This window comes from Collinsella aerofaciens (assembly GCF_040926405.1).
Taxonomy (GTDB): Bacteria; Actinomycetota; Coriobacteriia; order Coriobacteriales; family Coriobacteriaceae; genus Collinsella.
The window spans coordinates 1-19,138 of the sequence record NZ_JBCOIG010000028.1 but is presented as its reverse complement, the minus strand read 5'-3'; the positions used below and the strand labels follow the sequence as shown (position 1 = coordinate 19,138).

Annotated in this window: 19 protein-coding genes; 7 read left to right on the top strand and 12 right to left on the bottom strand. The window is 60.7% G+C overall.

Annotation, left to right across the window (positions count from 1 at the left end; all coding sequences use genetic code 11):
- Positions 1–325 precede the first annotated feature (325 nt).
- The gene (locus AB5758_RS08535; protein WP_368141605.1) at positions 326–1,498 is read right to left on the bottom strand and encodes a Fic family protein; all 1,173 of its coding nucleotides are present in this window, start codon (positions 1,496–1,498) and stop codon (positions 326–328) included.
- Between the two features lie 585 nt (positions 1,499–2,083).
- Between AB5758_RS08535 and AB5758_RS08530 the strand changes: the two genes are divergently transcribed.
- Together AB5758_RS08530 and AB5758_RS08525 are read left to right on the top strand one after the other, a co-directional pair.
- Positions 2,084–2,620: a PTS sugar transporter subunit IIA gene (locus AB5758_RS08530; RefSeq protein WP_035136613.1), complete on the top strand. Its 537-nt coding sequence runs from the start codon at positions 2,084–2,086 to the stop codon at positions 2,618–2,620.
- A 236-nt stretch (positions 2,621–2,856) separates the two neighbouring features.
- Positions 2,857–3,414 (top strand): hypothetical protein, encoded by a 558-nt coding sequence (locus tag AB5758_RS08525; protein WP_035136614.1) that lies wholly within the window; start codon positions 2,857–2,859, stop codon positions 3,412–3,414.
- A 478-nt stretch (positions 3,415–3,892) separates the two neighbouring features.
- On the opposite strand, the gene AB5758_RS08520 is transcribed toward AB5758_RS08525, so the two are convergent.
- The 8 genes from AB5758_RS08520 to trxA all read right to left on the bottom strand — a co-directional run bounded on the left by AB5758_RS08520 (position 3,893) and on the right by trxA (position 11,155).
- Entirely contained in the window at positions 3,893–4,561 is a 669-nt protein-coding gene (locus AB5758_RS08520) for an HAD family hydrolase (protein ID WP_368141604.1), read from the bottom strand.
- A 105-nt stretch (positions 4,562–4,666) separates the two neighbouring features.
- The gene (gene hypE / locus AB5758_RS08515) at positions 4,667–5,701 is read right to left on the bottom strand and encodes a hydrogenase expression/formation protein HypE (RefSeq protein ID WP_368141603.1); all 1,035 of its coding nucleotides are present in this window, start codon (positions 5,699–5,701) and stop codon (positions 4,667–4,669) included.
- A 48-nt stretch (positions 5,702–5,749) separates the two neighbouring features.
- Positions 5,750–6,862, bottom strand: a complete 1,113-nt coding sequence (gene hypD / locus AB5758_RS08510) for a hydrogenase formation protein HypD (RefSeq protein WP_368141602.1) — start codon at positions 6,860–6,862, stop codon at positions 5,750–5,752.
- The gene (locus AB5758_RS08505; RefSeq protein ID WP_055310039.1) at positions 6,862–7,122 is read right to left on the bottom strand and encodes a HypC/HybG/HupF family hydrogenase formation chaperone; all 261 of its coding nucleotides are present in this window, start codon (positions 7,120–7,122) and stop codon (positions 6,862–6,864) included. Before AB5758_RS08505 ends, hypD begins: the two co-directional genes overlap by 1 nt.
- A 131-nt stretch (positions 7,123–7,253) precedes the next feature.
- The gene (gene hypF, locus AB5758_RS08500; protein ID WP_368141601.1) at positions 7,254–9,725 is read right to left on the bottom strand and encodes a carbamoyltransferase HypF; all 2,472 of its coding nucleotides are present in this window, start codon (positions 9,723–9,725) and stop codon (positions 7,254–7,256) included.
- A 115-nt stretch (positions 9,726–9,840) separates the two neighbouring features.
- The gene (gene nikR / locus AB5758_RS08495) at positions 9,841–10,353 is read right to left on the bottom strand and encodes a nickel-responsive transcriptional regulator NikR (protein ID WP_118205863.1); all 513 of its coding nucleotides are present in this window, start codon (positions 10,351–10,353) and stop codon (positions 9,841–9,843) included.
- Between the two features lies 1 nt (position 10,354).
- On the bottom strand, positions 10,355–10,603 hold the full coding sequence (locus AB5758_RS08490; protein ID WP_006235225.1) for a hypothetical protein: 249 nt from the start codon (positions 10,601–10,603) through the stop codon (positions 10,355–10,357).
- A gap of 231 nt (positions 10,604–10,834) precedes the next feature.
- Positions 10,835–11,155, bottom strand: a complete 321-nt coding sequence (trxA, locus tag AB5758_RS08485; protein ID WP_022093990.1) for a thioredoxin — start codon at positions 11,153–11,155, stop codon at positions 10,835–10,837.
- 136 nt (positions 11,156–11,291) lie between these two features.
- Here trxA and AB5758_RS08480 point away from each other — a divergent pair, with 136 nt between their 5' ends.
- Positions 11,292–11,867: a hypothetical protein gene (locus tag AB5758_RS08480; RefSeq protein ID WP_161115202.1), complete on the top strand. Its 576-nt coding sequence runs from the start codon at positions 11,292–11,294 to the stop codon at positions 11,865–11,867.
- Positions 11,868–11,931: 64 nt separating this feature from the next.
- Here AB5758_RS08480 and AB5758_RS08475 read toward each other — a convergent pair whose 3' ends face one another.
- Together AB5758_RS08475 and AB5758_RS08470 are read right to left on the bottom strand one after the other, a co-directional pair.
- Positions 11,932–13,209, bottom strand: coding sequence for a GHKL domain-containing protein (locus AB5758_RS08475; RefSeq protein WP_368141858.1), 1,278 nt, complete (start codon positions 13,207–13,209; stop codon positions 11,932–11,934).
- Positions 13,209–13,931 (bottom strand): LytR/AlgR family response regulator transcription factor, encoded by a 723-nt coding sequence (locus AB5758_RS08470; RefSeq protein ID WP_368141859.1) that lies wholly within the window; start codon positions 13,929–13,931, stop codon positions 13,209–13,211. Before AB5758_RS08470 ends, AB5758_RS08475 begins: the two co-directional genes overlap by 1 nt.
- Before the next feature lie 292 nt (positions 13,932–14,223).
- On the opposite strand from AB5758_RS08470, the gene nadA reads away from it, so the two are divergent.
- From nadA to AB5758_RS08450, 4 genes are read left to right on the top strand one after another with little or no spacing between them, the layout of a single operon-like run.
- Positions 14,224–15,249 (top strand): quinolinate synthase NadA, encoded by a 1,026-nt coding sequence (gene nadA, locus AB5758_RS08465; protein WP_117583639.1) that lies wholly within the window; start codon positions 14,224–14,226, stop codon positions 15,247–15,249.
- A gap of 56 nt (positions 15,250–15,305) precedes the next feature.
- Entirely contained in the window at positions 15,306–16,682 is a 1,377-nt protein-coding gene (locus AB5758_RS08460) for an L-aspartate oxidase (RefSeq protein ID WP_368141861.1), read from the top strand.
- A gap of 3 nt (positions 16,683–16,685) precedes the next feature.
- The gene (gene nadC / locus AB5758_RS08455; RefSeq protein WP_368141863.1) at positions 16,686–17,546 is read left to right on the top strand and encodes a carboxylating nicotinate-nucleotide diphosphorylase; all 861 of its coding nucleotides are present in this window, start codon (positions 16,686–16,688) and stop codon (positions 17,544–17,546) included.
- Positions 17,546–18,091, top strand: coding sequence for a transcription repressor NadR (locus AB5758_RS08450; protein ID WP_006235217.1), 546 nt, complete (start codon positions 17,546–17,548; stop codon positions 18,089–18,091). Before nadC ends, AB5758_RS08450 begins: the two co-directional genes overlap by 1 nt.
- 201 nt (positions 18,092–18,292) lie before the next feature.
- On the opposite strand, the gene AB5758_RS08445 is transcribed toward AB5758_RS08450, so the two are convergent.
- Positions 18,293–18,544: a ferredoxin family protein gene (locus tag AB5758_RS08445; protein ID WP_158564522.1), complete on the bottom strand. Its 252-nt coding sequence runs from the start codon at positions 18,542–18,544 to the stop codon at positions 18,293–18,295.
- Between the last annotated feature and the right edge of the window lie 594 nt (positions 18,545–19,138).

Here is a 19,138-nt window from a genome sequence, read left to right as displayed (position 1 = left end):
GCTCGACGCTGCGCGGGCCGCATTTGGACAATCTGACGTTCAACTTCAAGGGCGCGACCAGAAGGTCAGCGCCCTTTTGTTTCACGTCACCTTGTCACAAATGCGACCCGCTCGCTGTCCGTTCTCTACCTGCGGCGTCGTCTTGCTCCGAATGCGGCCCGTTCGCTGTCGTTGCCGAAACATCGGCGATGCCGGAGTAGTCATTGGGGACGTTCATAAATGACTACTCAGGAATGAGCGTGGATAATCTCCCGGTTTTGGCCTGTGTGCGGGCTCAAAGTGGGAGATTATCCACGCTCGCTTTAATTTGCCTGGGCTGCGATGCCTATCTAATCGGCTCGGCGTCTTCCCTGAGAATCGAAAGATACTCTTCATACCCGTACTGCCGGTATCTCTGTCTTGACTCGTCGAGCGGACGGAGGATACCCAATTCTTCAAATGATTTGACGAGCGCGCTCGCGGTACTCCTGCCGATATCGAGTTGGGCAGCGATGAATGCGGTGTCGACGATGGGGTGCTCTTCAAGAATGCCCAACAGCCTTTGCCCGTTTGCAGCAGTCCTTCCGAGATTTTCGGTAATGGTTGCTGTGGAACGGTTATGGAGGTCAACAAGGTTTTTTAAAGACCCTACCGAGTCCTTCGCACTTTCGAGAAGACTGTTGCAGAAAAACTCTATCCATTCCTCGTAAGTGCCTCTCTCCCTTACGGATGTGAGTTGCCGGTAGTACTCGCTTCGATTTTTCTTGAACTGGAACGATGGATAGAACAAGCAAGAATGAAGAACGCCATCATTGATGAGCATAAGTGTAATGAGAAGCCTGCCCAGGCGACCGTTTCCGTCTAGGAATGGATGGGCAGTTTCAAATTGGTAATGGACGAGCGCCGCCCGCACAATCGGATCCATTTCGACTTGAGGCTCATTGATAAAGCGTTCGAGGTCCTGGAGCGTGTTACTCAAATCTTCAATGTTTGGAGGGACAAACGATGCGGCTGCAATGGTGCAGCCTGAGGGGCCAATCCAGTTTTGTGAGGAGCGCAGCTCGCCTGGATTCTTCTCCGTTCCGCGCACTCCGTCCAGCAGGACCGCATGAACTTGCCTAAGAAGTCTCGTGCACAAGGGCATCTTTTTGAGCAGTTCTACGCCGCGGTCGACAGCACGGACGTAATTCACGACGTCTGCGACATCTTTATGATGGAGTTGTGTTTGCGATGGACTAAGTAGGTCGTCAAACGTGCACTGGGTTCCCTCAATTTGCGAAGAAAGGAGTGCTTCTTTGCGCACGTACATTGTCAGATACATATCGGCGTTGGGAACAAAGTAGAGCATGCCTTCAAGCTCTCCAAGCTTTCGTGAGCATGCGGAAAGCGTGCGATAGGTTTCCTCGGTGAGGTTTAGCTGCCTCAATGATTGCAAGGGCGTTGGAAAAAACGAATAGTAAGCCAATTTCCCCGATAGATTATTGCGGAGCGTTCCCTGGCCGTTCTCCTCGATTTGCATCGCGCCCTCCATATCTTTAGTGCCGGAAACTCGTTATTAGGCCAATCATATCAATTCTAATAACGAGTTTAAGGATTAAATAGTTATTAGAATTGATGTAAACAATCTAATGATGAGAAGTCGTTATTACTTGACCATGGAGCTCGGCTTGGTACAGGGGGGGGGTCATCCAAAATGAACGTGGATAATCTCCCGTTTTTGGCTCGGTGACGGCCTCAAAGTCAAAGTGGGAGATTATCCACGCTCGTTAGTTAAGCGTCCGAAAATCCACACTCGCCAAACCTACCAAAAAGGGACGGGTTTATTTTGGCACGTTTCGGTAGGTATCAGGAGGTGCCAGGAGCGGGGTGGCGGCGGGGTGCCGCTGCGAAAAGAAGTATCGGGTTTGGCGTGCCCGCTTCTGCCCGTCCCGCGCGTGGGCGATACTCGGCTTATCGAACCGCGATGCAAAGGAGATGCTCATCCCACGAGCACTACCGGGAAGGGCTTGCGATTCGAGTCCCCACCTTAGCATTTGAACCATTTGGCACTATAATTACCGTAGGCATGCGCACAACGTTGCGCTTAATCAAGAGGAGAAAACGTATGGGTCTGTTTGATATGTTCAAGAAGAAGGCTGAGCCCGCGGCTGCCGCTGCTCCGGCCTCCATCTCTGCTTCTGCCGGCGCCGACGTGCTGTGCTCGCCCGTCAAGGGCAAGGTCATCAAGATGGCCGACGTGCCCGATCCCGTCTTTGGTGGCGAGGTTCTGGGCAAGGGCTGTGCCGTGTGGCCCGAGGACGATCTGGTCTACGCTCCCTGCGACGGTAAGGTGACCGTCACCATGGGTCACGCCGTGGGCCTGCAGTCCGATAGCGGCATCGAGGTTCTGGTGCACGTTGGCGTCGATACCGTCAACATGAACGGCGATGGCTTCGAGGGCTTCGTCAAGGCCGACGACGTTGTGAAGGCTGGCCAGCCCATACTCAAGATCGACCGCGCCAAGATCGCCGCTGCCGGTTACAAGGACTGCGTCGTCGTGGCCGTGTCCAACACCGCCGAGTTTGCCGATGTCGAGCTCACCGTTGAGGCAGAGTCCGCCGTCGCCGCCGGTGACGCCATCGTCAAGGTCGTCCGCAAGTAAACTGCGGCATCCAAAGGCTGTGCGAGGGTGGTCGGGTTTTCCGGCCACCTTTTTTATTGCACCGCGGGAAAGCGTTTTATTGCACGTTGGGTGGGCTTGCAAACCGTTCGGACGCTAAAACGAACCGACCGCGCCTTCGCGTTGCCGAGGGTGTTCATAAGTGGATAGTATGGGCTTACTTATTACAACGTGTGCCGCGTCCGGGAAGCGCGGTGCCGCTCATTGGGAGGAACAACATGAAAAAGAAGCTGCTGCTTGCGCCCCTCATGGCCGTCTTGGTTGCATGCGTGGTCGTGCTTTCCGGCTGTGGAGGTCCTTCGGTTGAGGAGCTCATCACCGAGGATCTTACGACGCAGTTTGATGAGGTCAAGAACGGTGGCGACGACTTCCTTTCTGGTCTGGAGGAGGCTTCGGGCGACGAGTTCGAGCAGCTGGGTATCGATCCCAAGGAGTACGCCAAGACCTATCTTGAGGGCTTTGACTACAAGATCGGCGACGTGACGGTCGACGAGGACAAGGGTGTCGCGACCGCCGAGGTCTCTATTACATGCAAATCTATGAACAAGATCGTCGAGGACTTCTCCACCCAGTATCAGGAGAAGGTCGCTGCGCTTGACACGGTTCCTTCCGATGACGAGCTGTACAAGATGGCCGGTCAGGTTATGGTCGATGTGACCAAGGCCACCGAGCCCAGGAAGACCACGGTTATCTTCAAGTACACCTGCAACGACGATGGCGAGTGGTCTGCCGACGACTCCGTCAACTCCGAGATGATGGATGCAATGCTGAGCTAGGGGGTTACGCGGTTCTACGAACCGCGTAACCAGTTGACGCTGCGCGCCGCCCAGGACGACAATTTGTCATTCAAAAGGCGAGGCATGACCAGAAGGTCTATGCCTCGCCTTTTTCATGCCAACTTGTTCGTCCTGGACGTCGCTCGCTGTCCATCCTCTACCTGCGTCGTTGCCATGGTGCGGCGCTTGTAGTCATTGAGGACGTTCTTAAATGACCAGGCGGCAGTTGGGGACACTCCTTGTGCCAGCGTTGCATCGAGTGCTTGGGAAACCGCGACCCGGTTTTTGGCCGAATAGTGGGTCGCATTTTCCGGATGGGGTGGGTTGCGGAAAGTGCGACCCGGAATATTGTTCTGAAACGGGATGCGGTTTCCCTGATGTGCCTCAAACGGAAAGCATATCCCATTCCGGAGCTCCAAAACGGGATGCGCTTTCCGCGCGGAAGAATTGCCGCAGCTGCGTTAAGCAGTGTCGCTCGTTACTCGCCCAGCACCAGCGCCGCGAGCTCTGCCTGGGTGTCCACCACGTAGTCGGCGCCGGTGGCTTCCAGCTCTGCGCGGCCGCGGAAACCCCAGCTGACGCCCGCACTCTTAAGGCCGGCGTTGTGGCCGGTCAGGATATCGACATTGGAATCGCCTACGTAGAGCGTGGTCGCCGGGTCGGCGCCTAGCTCTTTCATCACATGCAGTGTAACAGGCGCCTCGGGCTTGGGTGGAAACGCATCGACGTGGCCCTGCACCAGCGCAAAGCGCTCGGAACCAAAATACTTCTCGATAAGCGGAGCCGCCGAGACGTGGTCCTTGTTAGTGAGCACGGCAAGTTGCACACCCGCGGCGCGCAAGCGGTCGAGCATCTCGATCGTGCCGGCATAGGGGGCGGTGTGGTCCTCCTTGTGCTCGCCGTAGTAAGCCCTAAACTCGGCAAGCGTCTGCTCAAACATGCGGCCGTCGCCCGCATACTCGGCGGGCATAAAGCGCTCAACCAGCTTGAGCATGCCGTTTCCCACCTTGTAGCGGTACTCGTCAACGGCAAACGTGGGCCAGCCGTGCGCCTCGCAGGTATGGTTGCCGGCGGCCGCCAGGTCCTCGAGCGTGTTGAGAATGGTGCCGTCCAGGTCAAAGATCACATGGGAAAAAGCTGCTGCCATGGGTGCTCCTGCCGCTTGAGTTGTAAAACGCACCCCATGATACTGGGCATGCGTGCCGGGCATGTTTGGAATCTGAATATCTTTAATAGCCCTGAGCCTTTGTCGTTAGCAAATTCTCGGCAGCTGCTCTCCTACGAGCATGTCGAGGATGCGGGTCGAGCCCCAGCCGGTACGTACGCGCACGGCGGGGCGGGTGCCCTCGGCAAGTGGCAGCACGCGACCGATGACGGCGGCATTCTCGCCGTAGCGGGCGGCGCGCATGGCGGCCAGCGCGGCATCGGCTTGCTCGGCAGGCACGACGGCAACCATCTTGCCCTCGTTTGCCACCTGCAGTACATCGTAGCCGAGCATTTCGCAGGCGGCCTGCACGTCGGGACGCACGGGCACGGCATCTTCGTCGACCTCCATGGCAACACCGCTGGCCTGGGCAAACTCGTTGAGTGTGGACGCCAGGCCACCGCGCGTGGGGTCGCGAAAGCAACGCGTGCCGGGCGCTGCGGCCAAAACGTCGGCAATCAGGTGGTTGAGCGGCGCGGCGTCGCTTTCGATGGTGCTCGAAAACGCCAGACCCTCGCGTTGGCTCATGATAGCGATGCCGTGGTCGCCCAGTGTACCCGAGACCAGGATGACATCGCCGGGCTGGCAGTTTGCGCCGCTGAGCGCCACGCCCGCAGGCACCTCGCCCACGCCGGCGGTATTGATATAGACGCCGTCGGCCCCGCCGCGCTCGACCACCTTGGTGTCGCCCGTGATTATGGACACGCCCGCCTCGTGCGCCGTCTCGGCCATCGTCTGCACAATCTGGCGGAGCTTATCCATGGGATAGCCCTCTTCAAGGATAAAGCCGCACGACAGGTAGCGCACGTTGGCGCCCGAGGTCGCGACATCGTTAACGGTTCCGCACACGGCGAGGCGGCCGATGTTGCCACCGGGGAAGAACTGCGGCGAGACTACAAAGCTGTCGGTCGACATGGCGATGCGCCCGCTCGCGGGCAGCGCGGCGACGCCGGCATCGTTGCCTTCGAGCAGCTCGGGCGAACCAAAGGCATCTAAAAAGACCTCATCGATGATGCGCTTCATCATCTGTCCGCCGGAGCCGTGGCCCAACAGGACGGTGCTATCGGTGATGCTATGGGACATATCCAAAACTCCAATCGTGGGAGGTGTCAGTGCGCGGGGGCGTTCGGGCTAGACTCGGTAACGGTAGCACGCCGCGCAGCTGCCTTCGGAACTCACCATGCACGGGCCGACGGGGTGCTCGGGCGTGCAGGTGCGGCCAAAGAGCGGGCAGCTGCTCGGCGTAATGGCTCCGCGCAGCACGTCGCCGCAGCGGCATCCGCGCGGCTCAACCGTCGGCTCAACGGGCACGTCAAAGCGAACGCGGGCATCAAAGCGCGAGAACTCGGGGCGGATGGAAAGGCCCGAGTTGGCAATCGGCCCCAGCCCGCGCCACGTGGTGTCGCATGGCTCAAACACCTGCTCGACCAGCTGGCGCGCCACGGGGTTGCCGTCTGCGTTGACGCCACGGCGGTAGGCGTTGTCAATCGCCGGCCTGTCCTCGACAACCATCTGGACCAGCATGCAGATGCCCTGCAGGATATCGACCGGTTCAAATCCCGTGACCACGCCCGGGGTATTGAATTCGTCGACCAAAAAGCTAAAGGGCGCCAAGCCCGTGATGGTGGCGACGTGTCCCGGCAGGATAAAGCCGTCGATGGCGGTCTCGGGATCGTTAGCGATGGCGCGCAACGCCGGCGGCGTGGTCTTGTGGGCGCAATAGACCGAGAAGTTCAAAAGCCCGCGCGCTTCGGCCTCCAAGATGGCGGCGGCGATGGTGGGCGTTGTGGTCTCAAAGCCCACGCCCATAAAAATAACCGGGCGATCGGGGTTTTGCTCGGCAATGTCGAGTGCATCGAGCGGGGAGTACACAATGCGAATGTCACGCCCTGCCGCCTTTTGTGCAGCGAGCGAGGTGGACGATCCGGGCACGCGCATCATGTCGCCAAAGGTGGTGATGATGGCGCCGTCTATGTTGGCGAGCGCGATTGCGTGGTCGATGTCGCGGTTGGCGGTGACGCAGACGGGGCAGCCCGGGCCGCTCAGCAGCTTGAGCCCGGTCGGCATAATGGAGCGAAAGCCATAGCGCCCGATGCTCACGGTATGCGTGCCGCAGACTTCCATAAGGTTGATGGTGCGGTCGCCGACAAGCTCATGAATGCGCTCGATGAGCTCGCGAGCCAGCTTGGGATCGCGGAATGCCGAGAAATCGATACCGGAGCGCGCCGGCTGCTCGGGCGCCACTAGTAAGCCTCCGCCGGGTTGGTGGTCAGCTGGTCTTCTTCGACCAGCTCGGACATGGCATTAACAAGCTCGAGCGTTTCCTGTGCTTCCTGCTCGTCGACAATCTGGATGCCAAAGCCGGCGTGTACGAGAATATAGTCGCCAACCTGCGCCGTCGGCACGAGTCGCAGCGACACGGGGCGCTCGATGCCCATCATGTCGACGGTGGCCTTGAGGTCGTCGTCGCGTTTGACTACTTTACCGGGAACGGCAAGGCACATATTGTTCCCCTTTTATACGCTTTGCGCTGGACGGGCGCTCAATAATCCATCAGTTGATGGTAGCGCTCGCGGGCGCTGCGGGCAAACGCGCTACACCTGTGAGACGGCGGCTTGCGGGCTGGCCGAACAGCCTACTGCGATGCAACCTGCGCAAGACGAGCGCTTGCGACTGCCGCCTGACCGTAGGCGATGCAGCCGTCATTGACGGGTACGGTGTGGGGGACAAGGACAGTAAGGCCTGCGCTTTTGAGCTCGCGGGCGAGGAGCTGAAGCAGAAGTCGGTTCATGAACACGCCGCCCGAGAGCGCGACGGTATCGATGCCTTCGCGCGTGCAGATTTCGCGTGCGATTCGTGCCGAAGAGCGCGTAACGGCGACATGGAAGCCGAGTGCGAGCCTGTCGGCGGGCGCTCCGGCTTCAGTTCCTCCCAAAAGTGCCTCAAAGAGTGCTTTCTGATCCAGAACATGGGGGCCGTTCAGCCACGATGGGCCAGATGCGAAATGGCCGGCGTTGTCGTCGGGAAAATGGGCGATTTCGTTGTCGAGCGCGCGCCAGGCGGCGGCTTCGAGTTCTATGGCGGGTTCGCCCTCGTAGGTTGCCTTGCCGCAGATACCCAGAATCGCTGTCGCGGCATCAAAGAGACGCCCCATGCTGCTGGTACGCGGGCTGTTGATGCCGCGCTCGATCATGGTGGCTGTCACGCTGCGTGTTTGCTCGTCGAGGCTGTCCAAAAGCCGAGCGGCACCTGGGTGCTCGAGCAGGCCGAGCTCACTGAGCAGGGCAAAGGCGTTGCGGCGGGCGTCGCGCACGGAGGCCGCCCCACCGGGGAGCGCCCAGGTGCGCAAATGCGCGGCGCGCTCAAAGCCGTCAAGGCCGGCAACAAGAAACTCGCCGCCCCAAATGGTCCCATCGGTGCCGGCGCCGGTGCCGTCAAAGGCGATGCCAAGGACGCGCGCGTCGGTTGTAAGCTGGCCCGCGGCGATAGCCTCAGCCATTACGCTCGCGATATGCGCATGATGGTGCTGCACCTCGACGAGCGGCAGATTGCATTTTCGCGCCTGCTCGCGCGCCCACTGGCCCGATAGATAGCTGGGGTGTAAATCGCAGGCCAAGGCGGCGGGCGCCAAATCAAAGAGATCTTCCAAGCGCGTGCGCGCGGTGTTCCAGGCATCGAAGGTCCCGCCGTTTTCAACATCGCCGATATGCTGCGACACAAAACAGGTCGCCTCGCCGTTCGTCCCTTCACGCGTGAGCGTAATCGTGGCCTTTTGTTGCGGCCCGCAGGCGAGTACGCAGGACGGAGCGCCGTCGAGCGCCGGCAACGGCAGCGGCTGGGGTGCATATCCACGAGCGCGGCGAACGGGCATAACGGCGCCGTCGACCACGCGCACCACGGAATCGTCATAGCGCGAGAGAATCGCTCGATCGTTGCCGAGCAGCGCGTCGGCAATGCCGGCGGCAACGAGGCGCTCCCAGGCAAGATCGTCATCGGTCTCGATGGGCTCTTCGCTCAGGTTGCCGCTGGTCATGACGAGCGCGTGCATACCGTGTGACGCGGCAGCTGCAAGCAGAAGATGCTGAAGCGGGGTGTAGGGGAGCATAACGCCAAGCTCGGGCAGGTCGCGCGCGACGGACGGTGCGAGTACGAGGGCGTCGGAAGAATCGCCGTCGTTCCCGCAAACAGCCCGCCGGCGCAGCAGCACGATGGGGCGGATACTGCCGGCGAGCAGATCGCGTTCAGCATCGTCGATATGGCACAGGCGCCCGGCATCGGCAAGACTGCGCACCATGACGGCAAGCGGCTTATTGCTGCGACGCTTGCGACGGCGCAGCTCGGCCACCGCCTGCTCGTTGGCAGCGTCACAGGATAGATGGAATCCGCCCAGGCCCTTGATGGCGACGATGCCACCGCTGGCCAGCAGCTCAACGCAGCGCTCGATGATAGCGTCGCTGGCCTCGCGTGTGGTGCCGACGGCCGGTGTCGCGGACGAATTCCCGCACGCATCGCCGTTCACAGCCTCGCGCCACGTAATATGCGGCCCGCAATCAAAGCAGGCATCGGGTTGCGCGTGAAAACGCCGGTCGAGTGGGTCGGCATACTCCGCGGCACACCTGGGACACATGGGAAAACAATCCATCGACGTGGCCGCTCGGTCATAAGGCAACGATCGGATGATGGTAAAGCGTGGCCCGCAGTTAGTGCAGTTGATAAAGGGGTAGTGATAGCGTCGGTCGGCGGGATCGAACAATTCGCGCAAGCAATCGTTGCAGGTGGCGATATCGGGCGAGACAAGCGTCGTGTGCGCGGTCTGGTCCTGCGATGCTACGATGCGAAAGCCCTGTTCGTTGGCGGCATCCCAACCGTTGGCTGCCAAGTCCACAACCTCGACATGCTCTACGCGGGCTGCCGCAGGCGCATGCTCAGAAAGCGCGGCAACAAAAGCATCGAGTGCATCGGCCGGAGCGTGCACCTCGATATGCACGCCGTCGCCCGCATTGAGCACCCATCCGCAAATGCCATGCGCCATGGCCTCGCGATACACAAACGGTCGCATGCCAACGCCCTGTACAATGCCCGTCACATGAATATGCACATGCCGCATGCGACACCCCTCATCAAAACCGACCAAAAAAGACAGGTTTATTTTGGTAGGTAAAACGCTAAACCTGCCAAAACAAACCTGTCCCTTTTTGGCAGGTGCGCTGCGGGAAATTCCGCTACAGCCCCAGGCTCTGCTTGGTGGCGGCGCACGTGAGCTCGCCGTGCTTAACGCCGCGCAGGCCCAGCAGACGGTCGGCTAGTTCGTAGACGCGCTCGCCGCGACCCTTGAGCGCCAGAATCTCCAAGCAGTTGTGGTGATCCAAATGCACGTGCATCGTCGATACGATCTCGTCGGTGTAGTCGTGCTGCACCTCGTCCAGGCGGCGCGTCAGATCGCCGGTGTGATGGTCGTAGATCATGGTGAGCGACCCGATAACATGCTCATCGGGCGTGCGCATCTGCTCCTTGGCGATCGAGGCGCGAATCAGGTCGCGCACGGCCTCGGAGCGGTTGGCCACATCGCCGCGGCGCGCGATCTGCTCGTCAAAACGGCGCAGCAGGTCGTCGGGTGCGGTAACCGAAAAACGGACCAGCTCGGAGCCGGAGCCACTACAGTGGCAGCCCGCGTCACCGTCCGCCCCGTGCGGGTGCTCGTGCTCGTACCCGCAGCCGTGCTCGTGTTCGGCCACCTTACACCAGCTTCACGGAGCCGACGGAGTTGTGGTCGGCCTCGATGGCCTCTTCGTAGCCCTCGAGTGCGTCGTGGGCCTCGTGCAGCGCGGCCATGGCGGCCTCGAGCTTGGCGCCGATGCGCTCCATGTCAAAATTCTCGGTCGCATGCAGCAGCTGATGGCTCCACTCGTGAGCGAGCTCGATGGTATCGTCGACCTGCTTGACGCTCATGGCAAGCTGGCTCATGTTCATTCCGACGTCATGCATGGGAAATCTCCTTTTGTATGGGGCAGTTCAGTGGTTCAGATTTTACTACGCCCGCTCTGCGCGCAGCTGCATAAGAAAACGGGTACGAGTCTGTGCGACCCGCACCCGTTCACTGGGGGCTGTTTGTAACTACCATACTATCCGTGGTCGCCCGCGCCGCACCCGGCGGTCCGGCGAGCGGTGCAAAACCGCTCATGGACGGCAGGCAGACGGTAACATGTAACAAGCGTATTACAGATGCTTCTCCAGCAGCGCCTGCAGTCTCGCCTTGGGCAGAGCGCCAACCGAGCGGTCAATCTCCTCGCCGTTCTTAAACACAATCAGCGTGGGGATGCTCATGACGCCATACTTCATGGCCAGGTCCTGGTTGTCGTCGACGTTGCACTTGGCAACGGCGAGCTTGCCCGCCAGCTCATCGGCAACCTCGTCAACGATGGGCGAGAGGGATCGACAGGGCCCGCACCACGGTGCCCAAAAATCGACCAACACGGGCAGGCTGTCGTTAACGATGGAATCGAAGTTCTCGGGGGTAATCTGATTAATGTCAGCCATGGTGACCTCCATAATGCGACGCGGCTCGGCCGCGTAAAACTCAGTACGACCGTGCTTATACCCAGCCGCCCGCAAAGCAACCACTCGCGGGCAGCTCTTTTATATAATGGTGGGCACGCAAACGATTGGAGAGCGCATGTCCACGTCACAAAGCCAGAAAAAAGAAGCCATCGCCCAGGCGGCCGAGCAGGAGCTCACATCGCTTGCGGTCCGTGGCGTGCGTATCGCGGGCAACGCGTGCTCGCCGATCGTGCTGGTCAAAGGCGATTTGGACGAGGCCGAGCGTTCGGGTGGCGAGCTTGCCGCCGGCCCGGATGGCGCGGCGTTGCGCAAGGCGCTTGGGGCCATCGGCTACGCGCCCGAGGATTTTTGCGTGCTGGCAAGCGTCGCCGGCGTGGGTGACGGAGCGGTCGCGGTGGGCGAGACTCTGCCGTGCGAGCTGTTCCGTGAGGCGCTTGAGGCTTTGGACCCCGAGGCAGTGCTACTGCTCGACAACAACGCGGCTGACGCCATGCGCGAGACCTACGCCGATATGCTCGTGGCGATCGATGACTTCGACACCGCCATGCTCAAGCCCGGCTTGGTCGCCCATGTGCAGGGTCGCCGCGTGCTCGCGCTCGACGGTTTTGAGGCGGCGCTCACTGACAAAGCCGCCAAGCAGCGCATGTGGGCATACATCAAGCAGCTGACCCCGGCGGCCGCTCCGCTGTAGCGGATTGGCGCCGGCGAGCGATTGCCTGGCGGGCAAGGCGCGCCTCGAGATCGGCGCCGCACTTCTACATCACAGCGCGCAGCTCAAACCGATCGCCGTTAATGCGGAACTGGCAGTTGCCGTTCATGCGCTCCACGGCAAGTTTGATGCTCCTGGTGCCAAAGCCGTGGCCCGCATGCCGGGTCACGGGCATGCCGTCGACCATGCGCGGCGCGCGGTCAAACGTGTTGGAAACTAACAGCAGCAGCTGGCCGTCCTCTAATCGCAGGTCAAAGTCGACGAATCGCTTTCCTTGGGGTGCGGCGCTTGCGGCGGTGATAGCGTTTTCCAAGGCATTTGAGAGCACGCTAAACAGGTCGGCGTCACCTACGTGGATGGTTTCGGGTACGGCGGCGCGCAGGTTGGCGGTAATGCCGTTTCTATTGATATCCGAGTTAAATGACGAAAGCGCGATGTTTACGGTCTCGTTGGCGCAGAAGCGGCGTACGGCGGTGCGGTCGCCGGCTTCGCAGAGTTCGTCGATGCGATCGAGCGCCTCGTCGGTGTGGCCCTCCTCAATTAAAGCGGCCAGGCCGCGTAGGAAGTGGCGCATGTCGTGGCGAAGAATCGACAGCTCGCGCCCAGATTGACGCCAAGCCTCGAGCTCTTTGATGGCGGCGCTGTCGCGGGTTTCGAGCATCCAGCGCTCTCGCTCGGCGGTTTCCTTTTCTTCGTATTCGCGCAGGTAAACGGCAAGAAACATAAGATAGAAGGCACAGAGCGCAAATGCCAAAAACTCAACCGTTACCACCGAGCCCGAGTGGAACAGCGTGGTGTAGACGTTGGTGGCATAGTCAAAGACGTAATAGACGAGCGGCAGGATTAAAAGGATGCCCAGTTCGGTGGTGCTTTTAATCGCCAAGCGCGGACCGATGTCGCCGGCCCAATGCAACAGGACGGCAAAGACGGCGAGTGTGGTCGCGATGCGCGCCAGATAGTAGGCGATCTGAGAATCGGTTGCGGCAAATGCGGCGATGCCCATCCAATTGCTGAACTGGCAGCTCAGATAGGCGCTCGTAATGCCGAGCACGGCAAGCAGCGGGCTCAGGCGGTAGCGCGCACACAAATAGATGACGAGCGGCAGATGCACGACGAGCGGATATACCTGGCGGGCGAAAAGCTCGCCGCCGACGGCATTGGCGAGGCCAAATGCGCAGCCGGTTACGGCACCGACCAGCACCAGTTCAAGCGCATGACGCCGGTTGATCTCGATACCGCACAGCGCCGCCGAGGCAAAGACGCCAAAGAGCAGCGTCGTGGCGTGGTGGATTGCCCAAAGGACCATTTCGACCGAGGAGACCATCAGTGTCTCCCACCCTCAAAGCGAACCGCAAAGTAGGCGTCTTGGAATCCCTGCTTGCAGCTGCGCGAAAGCGGGATGCACGCACCCGAGCGCATGACGATGTCCGTGCGGTCAAAGTGATCGATATTGCGCAGGTTGACCTGGTAGCTGCGGTGGCATTTAAAGAAGACTGCGTTTTGCTCCAAGCGGTCCTCGACGCTGCGGAACGACTCGAGTGCTTCGATATCGCGTCCGTCGCGCAGGTGGAAGACCACGTGCTTGTTGCGCGCCTCGGCATATTCGATGTCGGACAGGCGCAGGGCGTGGTAGCCAAAGGACGTTTTGATCACGAGCTCGTCGGTTGCCGCCGGGCGCATGCTCGAAAGCTCGTCGAGCAACTGCGCCAGGCGTTCGTAAGTCACGGGCTTGAGCAGATAGTCGAAGGCACGGACCTCATAGGACTCCAGCGCGAACTCGGGCGATGAGGTGAGGAACACCAGACGCACAGCGGTATCGGATTGGCGCAACTCCCGCGCGGTGTCCATGCCGTTGACGAGCGGCATGATCATGTCGAGCAGAATGATGTCGGCGCGCGATGCAGCATGGCGGGCCAGCAGGTCCTCGCCGCGCGTGACGAGCGCAACGTCGACTGCCGTGCCCGTCTCGGTCGACCAACGGTCGATCATCCGGTGCAGTCTATCTAGAAAAGCGACATCATCGTCGCAGGCAATAATCTTGAGCATTCGGCCCCCTTAAGTAGTTCGATTTTGCCACATCGGGCACGCGCCGCTTGCGGGGGTGCGGACCGTTTGCGCCTCACGGCGTGCAGCTCGCGCCAAGCGGTGTTGCGGTGGCGAAAGATGCCTCCTGCGCTATCGAAAGCCCGGCTATCCTCAGCTTGCCAGTTCGAAAATGGACCTGCCACATGATTGAATCTTTATTTCAACTTTACACCTAGGTTTACAGCTGTCTTGTCAGCTGTAAACCTAGGTGTCATACTAAAGCCCCAAGATTCGCCAAAAGAGAGGGGCCTTGATGGCACAGAGCGCGAACATGGATGCGTCGGAGCTTGCACGCGATATCGCGGCCGGCCTGGCATCGGCAACGACGGCAACGGAGCGTGCGGCACTGGTGCCCGCAGAGCTCGTCGAGGCCATTCAGCAACTAAAAACCCAACGTGACGCGGTGATCCTGGCGCACTATTACGTGGCGCCCGAGGTGCAGGCTGTGGCCGATTACGTCGGCGACAGCTTCTACCTGGCAAAGCTTGCCAAGAGTCTGCCGCAGCAGACTATCGTGCTGTGCGGCGTGGAGTTTATGGGCGAGAGCGCCAAGCTGCTCAACCCCACCAAGACCGTGCTGCTGCCCGAGCCGGGCGCGGACTGCCCCATGGCGCACATGGTCAAGCGCGAGACGGTCGACGCGGCGCGCGCCGAGTACGGCGACGACCTGGCCGTGGTGTGCTACGTCAACTCCACGGTCGAGATCAAGAGCTGGAGCGACGTGTGCGTCACCAGCTCCAACGCCGTTAAGATCGTGTCCGAGCTGCCGCAGCAGCATATTCTGTTCATTCCCGACCAAAACCTGGGACGCTTCGTAGCCGAGCAGGTGCCGCAAAAGCACGTCATCCTCAACAACGGCTACTGCCCGCGCCATCACATCATCACCGTCGAGCAGATCGTCGACGCGACGGAGGCCCACCCCGACGCGCTCGTGCTGGCGCACCCCGAGTGCAAGGCCGACGTTCTGGCCGAGGCCGACTACATCGGCTCCACCGCCGGTATCATCAAGTATGCCGAGGAGTCGGACGCGAGCGAGTTCATCATCGTGACGGTCCGCGGCGTGCTCTACGAGCTCGAGCGCCGCTGCCAGGGCACCGGCAAGAAGTTCTATTTCCCCGCGGTGCAGCCCACCTGCGTCAACATGGACCTCATCACGCTCGAAAAGCTCGTGCGCTGCCTGGAGACGGGCGAGGGCGAGGTGCAGATCGGCGTCTCGGACGAGGCGGCAGACCAGGCCAAGCTCACTCTCGACCGTATGCTCGAGTACGCAGCGCGCTAGAACAATGTTGCATGAGGGACGGTCCCTTATGTCACATTACAAGGGAGAGGATTCCTGTGGAAACCAAGCAATACCCCGATATGGAGTGCGACGTCGTTATTGCCGGCTGCGGCGTGGCGGGTCTGTACGCGGCCCTCAATCTGCCGACGAGCACGCGCGTGATCATGCTCTCCAAGGGCGCGGTCGATGAGTGCGATTCGATGCTCGCGCAGGGCGGCATCTGCGTGCTGCCCGAGGGCTCGGACTACGATGCCTTCTTTGAGGACACCATGCACGCCGGCCACTACGAGAACCGCCGCGAGAGCGTCGACATCATGATTCGCTCGAGTCGCTCGGTCATCAACGACCTGCTAGCGATGGGCGTGGATTTTGAGCGCAAGGCCGACGGCAGCCTCAATTTTACCCGCGAGGGCGCGCACAGCCGTCCGCGCATTGCCTTCCATGCCGACATTACGGGCAAGGAGATCACGACCAAGCTGCTCCAGGCCGTTCGCAAGCTGGACAACGTGCAGATTTTGGAGCACGTGGCCGTGACCGACATCCTGACCGCCGAGCGCGATGGCGCCACGGTGTGCACCGGCGTCGTCGCCGTAGCCGTGGACGAGGACAACTCGGTTCGCCCCGCCGACGAGCTGGCAAATGCCGCTGAGGGCGTGCATGCCGGTAAGCCGTTTAAGATCCATGCCCGCCACACGCTGTGGGCGACGGGTGGCATTGGCGGCGTGTACGACCACTCGACCAACTACCCGCAGCTCACGGGCGACGCCTGCTACATCGCTCAGGAGCATGGCATTAAGATGGAGCACCTGGACTACGTGCAGATTCACCCCACGGGACTGTTCTCGCCGCAGCCGGGCCGCACCTTCCTGATCAGCGAGAGCTGCCGCGGCGAGGGCGCGATTTTGCTCAACGCCGCTGGTGAGCGCTTTACCGACGAGCTTCAGCCGCGCGATGTGGTCGCCGCCGCTATTCGCGAGCAGATGAAGCAGGACGGTACCGAGCACGAGTGGCTGAGTTTTGCCCCCGTCGAGCGCGATGTGGTGACCGGGCACTTTGCCAACATTCGCGCGCGCTGCCTGGAGGACAGCCGCGACATCTTGGACGAGCCCATCCCCGTTACGCCCACGCAGCACTACTTTATGGGCGGCGTGTGGGTCGACAAGGACGGCCGCACCTCGATGCCCGAGCTCTACGCCGCCGGCGAGACGGCCTGCAACGGCGTTCACGGCAAGAATCGCCTGGCTTCAAACAGCCTGCTCGAGGCGCTGGTCTGGGGTCGTCGCGCCGCGTGGTATATGCGTACCGGCGAGTCACTGGCCGTGGAGCAGGCAGGCGATCCCGCGCTCGATGGCCGTCATCGCGCCCTGGGCGCCGACACCCTGGCAATCGATGATTTGGCCCGTGCCGCCGGCACGCAGGCCGTGGAGGAATAGACCATGAATCCCATTACCATGAAGCTCGTCGTCGATGATCTGATTTTGCAGGCCCTGCGCGAGGACATTACCTTTGAGGACGTGAGCACGGCGAGCGTGTGCCCCACGGCGCGCCCCGCCACGGTGGAGCTTATCGCCAAAGCCGATGGCATCATCGCCGGCCTAGACGTGTTCTCCCGCACCTTTGAGCTGCTGGATCCGCAGAGCTCCGTGTTGTTCGATGTCTCGGATGGCGACGAGGTGCACGCCGGCGACCATGTGGGTCAGGTGCGCGGCGACGCGCGCGTGTTGCTTTCGGGCGAGCGCGTGGCGCTCAACTACCTGCAGCGCATGAGCGGCATCGCTACTTACACGCATCGGATGGCGGCTGCGCTCGAGGGTACCAAGACCGTGCTTGTCGACACGCGCAAGACCACACCGGGCATGCGTGTGTTTGAAAAGGCGGCAGTCGAGATCGGCGGTGGCAGCAACCACCGCTATAACCTGTCGACGGCTGTCATGCTCAAGGACAACCACATCGACGCCGCCGGTGGCGTGACGCGTGCGATCGAGATGGCGCGCGCCCATGCATCGTTTACCACGACGGTCGAGATCGAGTGCGAGAACCTGGACATGGTGCGCGAGGCCGTGGAGGCCGGCGCCGACATCATCATGTTCGACAACATGACCCATGACGACATGGCCGCCGCTATTGAACTTATCGCCGGCCGCGCCAAGACCGAGTGCTCGGGCAACGTGGATGCCAGCAATATCCGCGCGCTTGCCGACCTGGGCGTTGACTTTATTAGCTCGGGCGCCCTGACGCACTCCGCGCCGATCCTCGACCTCTCGCTTAAGCACCTGCGTCTGCTGGACGGTAAATAATGAACGCCCGCGAGCGTCGCCGTGCCATCATGGCCGTGCTCGAGGGGGCCAAGGGGCCCGTATCGGGCAGCGCGCTTGCCCGCGAGGTGGGTGTGAGCCGCCAGATCGTGGTGCAGGACATCGCCCTGCTGCGCGCCGATGGGCACGATATCGTGGCGACCAACCGCGGCTACGTGCTGCAGGAGGCCCCCAGCAGCCCCGCCGTGCCTACGCGCTTGGTCAAGGTTCGCCACAGCGTGGAGCAGGCAGGCGATGAGCTCACGAGTATCGTCGACGCCGGCGGCGCCGTGCTCAACGTGATTGTCAATCACCGCGTGTACGGTAAGATTACGGCCGACCTGGACATCCGCAATCGTCGCGATGTCGAGCGCTATCTGCGCGATATCGAGAGCGGCAAGAGCTTTCCGCTGCTGACGGTGACCAGCGGCTACCACTTCCATCGCATTGCGGCGGAGGACGAACAGACCCTCGACGAGATCGAGGCGATGCTCAAGGAAAAAGGCTACCTAGCAGACCTGATGCCCTACGAAGACGATTTGTCCTAGTCGACGCCGCATCTATAAGTTGCGGTGAAATAGTTCCTAAAATCGGCATCCAAGACATAATACAGGAACTATTCCACCGCAACTGCCAAGGGTCCCGCTCCAAATTAGCTGCCCACATATGCAAAAGGAGGCCTCCGCGGCGATGCGGAAGCCTCCTTTTTTGTGCACGGTGTACTTTTGAGTGTGCAAGTGGGGGAGTTGTTACTCCTCGACGATCTCGGTGATCGCGCCAGCGGGGCAAGCGTCCTGGCAAGCGCCACAGGCGACGCAGGAGTCCTCGTCAGCGACGGTAGCGACGTCCTGGAGCTCCAGAACGCCAGCGGGGCAGGAGTCGACGCAAACGCCACAAGCGATGCACTCGTCGGCATCAATTACGGGATGAGCCATGGTAGTTTCCTCTCTGTTGACCGACGCTACAGGCGATGCGCGCCGGTTTGATTCGGGCAAAAACATACCACGGGAGCGACCGTTTGCAATACCCTCTGGCCGGCATCTTCATACCGTTCGCCGAGTATGCCAAGGTTTACTAAAAAACGCGCAGGTGGGGCCGTTGAGCTGCATAAATGTTAGCTAAAGGTGACTTGAAATATAGGGCGATTGAGCGTGCTTGCGGAAACCGCATCCCATTATTTTGTCGAAAAACGGGTTGCAGTTTCCGGTTAGGCCCGCTAGCGGAAAATGCGAGCCGGTATCAGCTCTCAAAACGGGATACGGTTTCCGGTTGAGCCTTCAGACGGAAACTGCGACCCGGAATCCACGCTCAAACCGGGACGAGCTTTCCACAAGGCAGCCCCAGGCGCCCCCGGACCCAAACCTCAGCCATCTCTACATAGATCTCGATAGATTTGCCGAGAACTCAATCAGCGCATCTACCTGCGCATTTAAGAACCTAAACTCTCAGCAATAAGAAATCTTATATGAATTGACTTAGATTTTGTATATTCCGGCCCATAAGGGGATACACTACATCCTGAAAGACAAGCCGAAACACTGCTCGGCAGACCGCCGAGTCGGTGCAAACGCACAAGAGAGAGGGAATTTCTAATG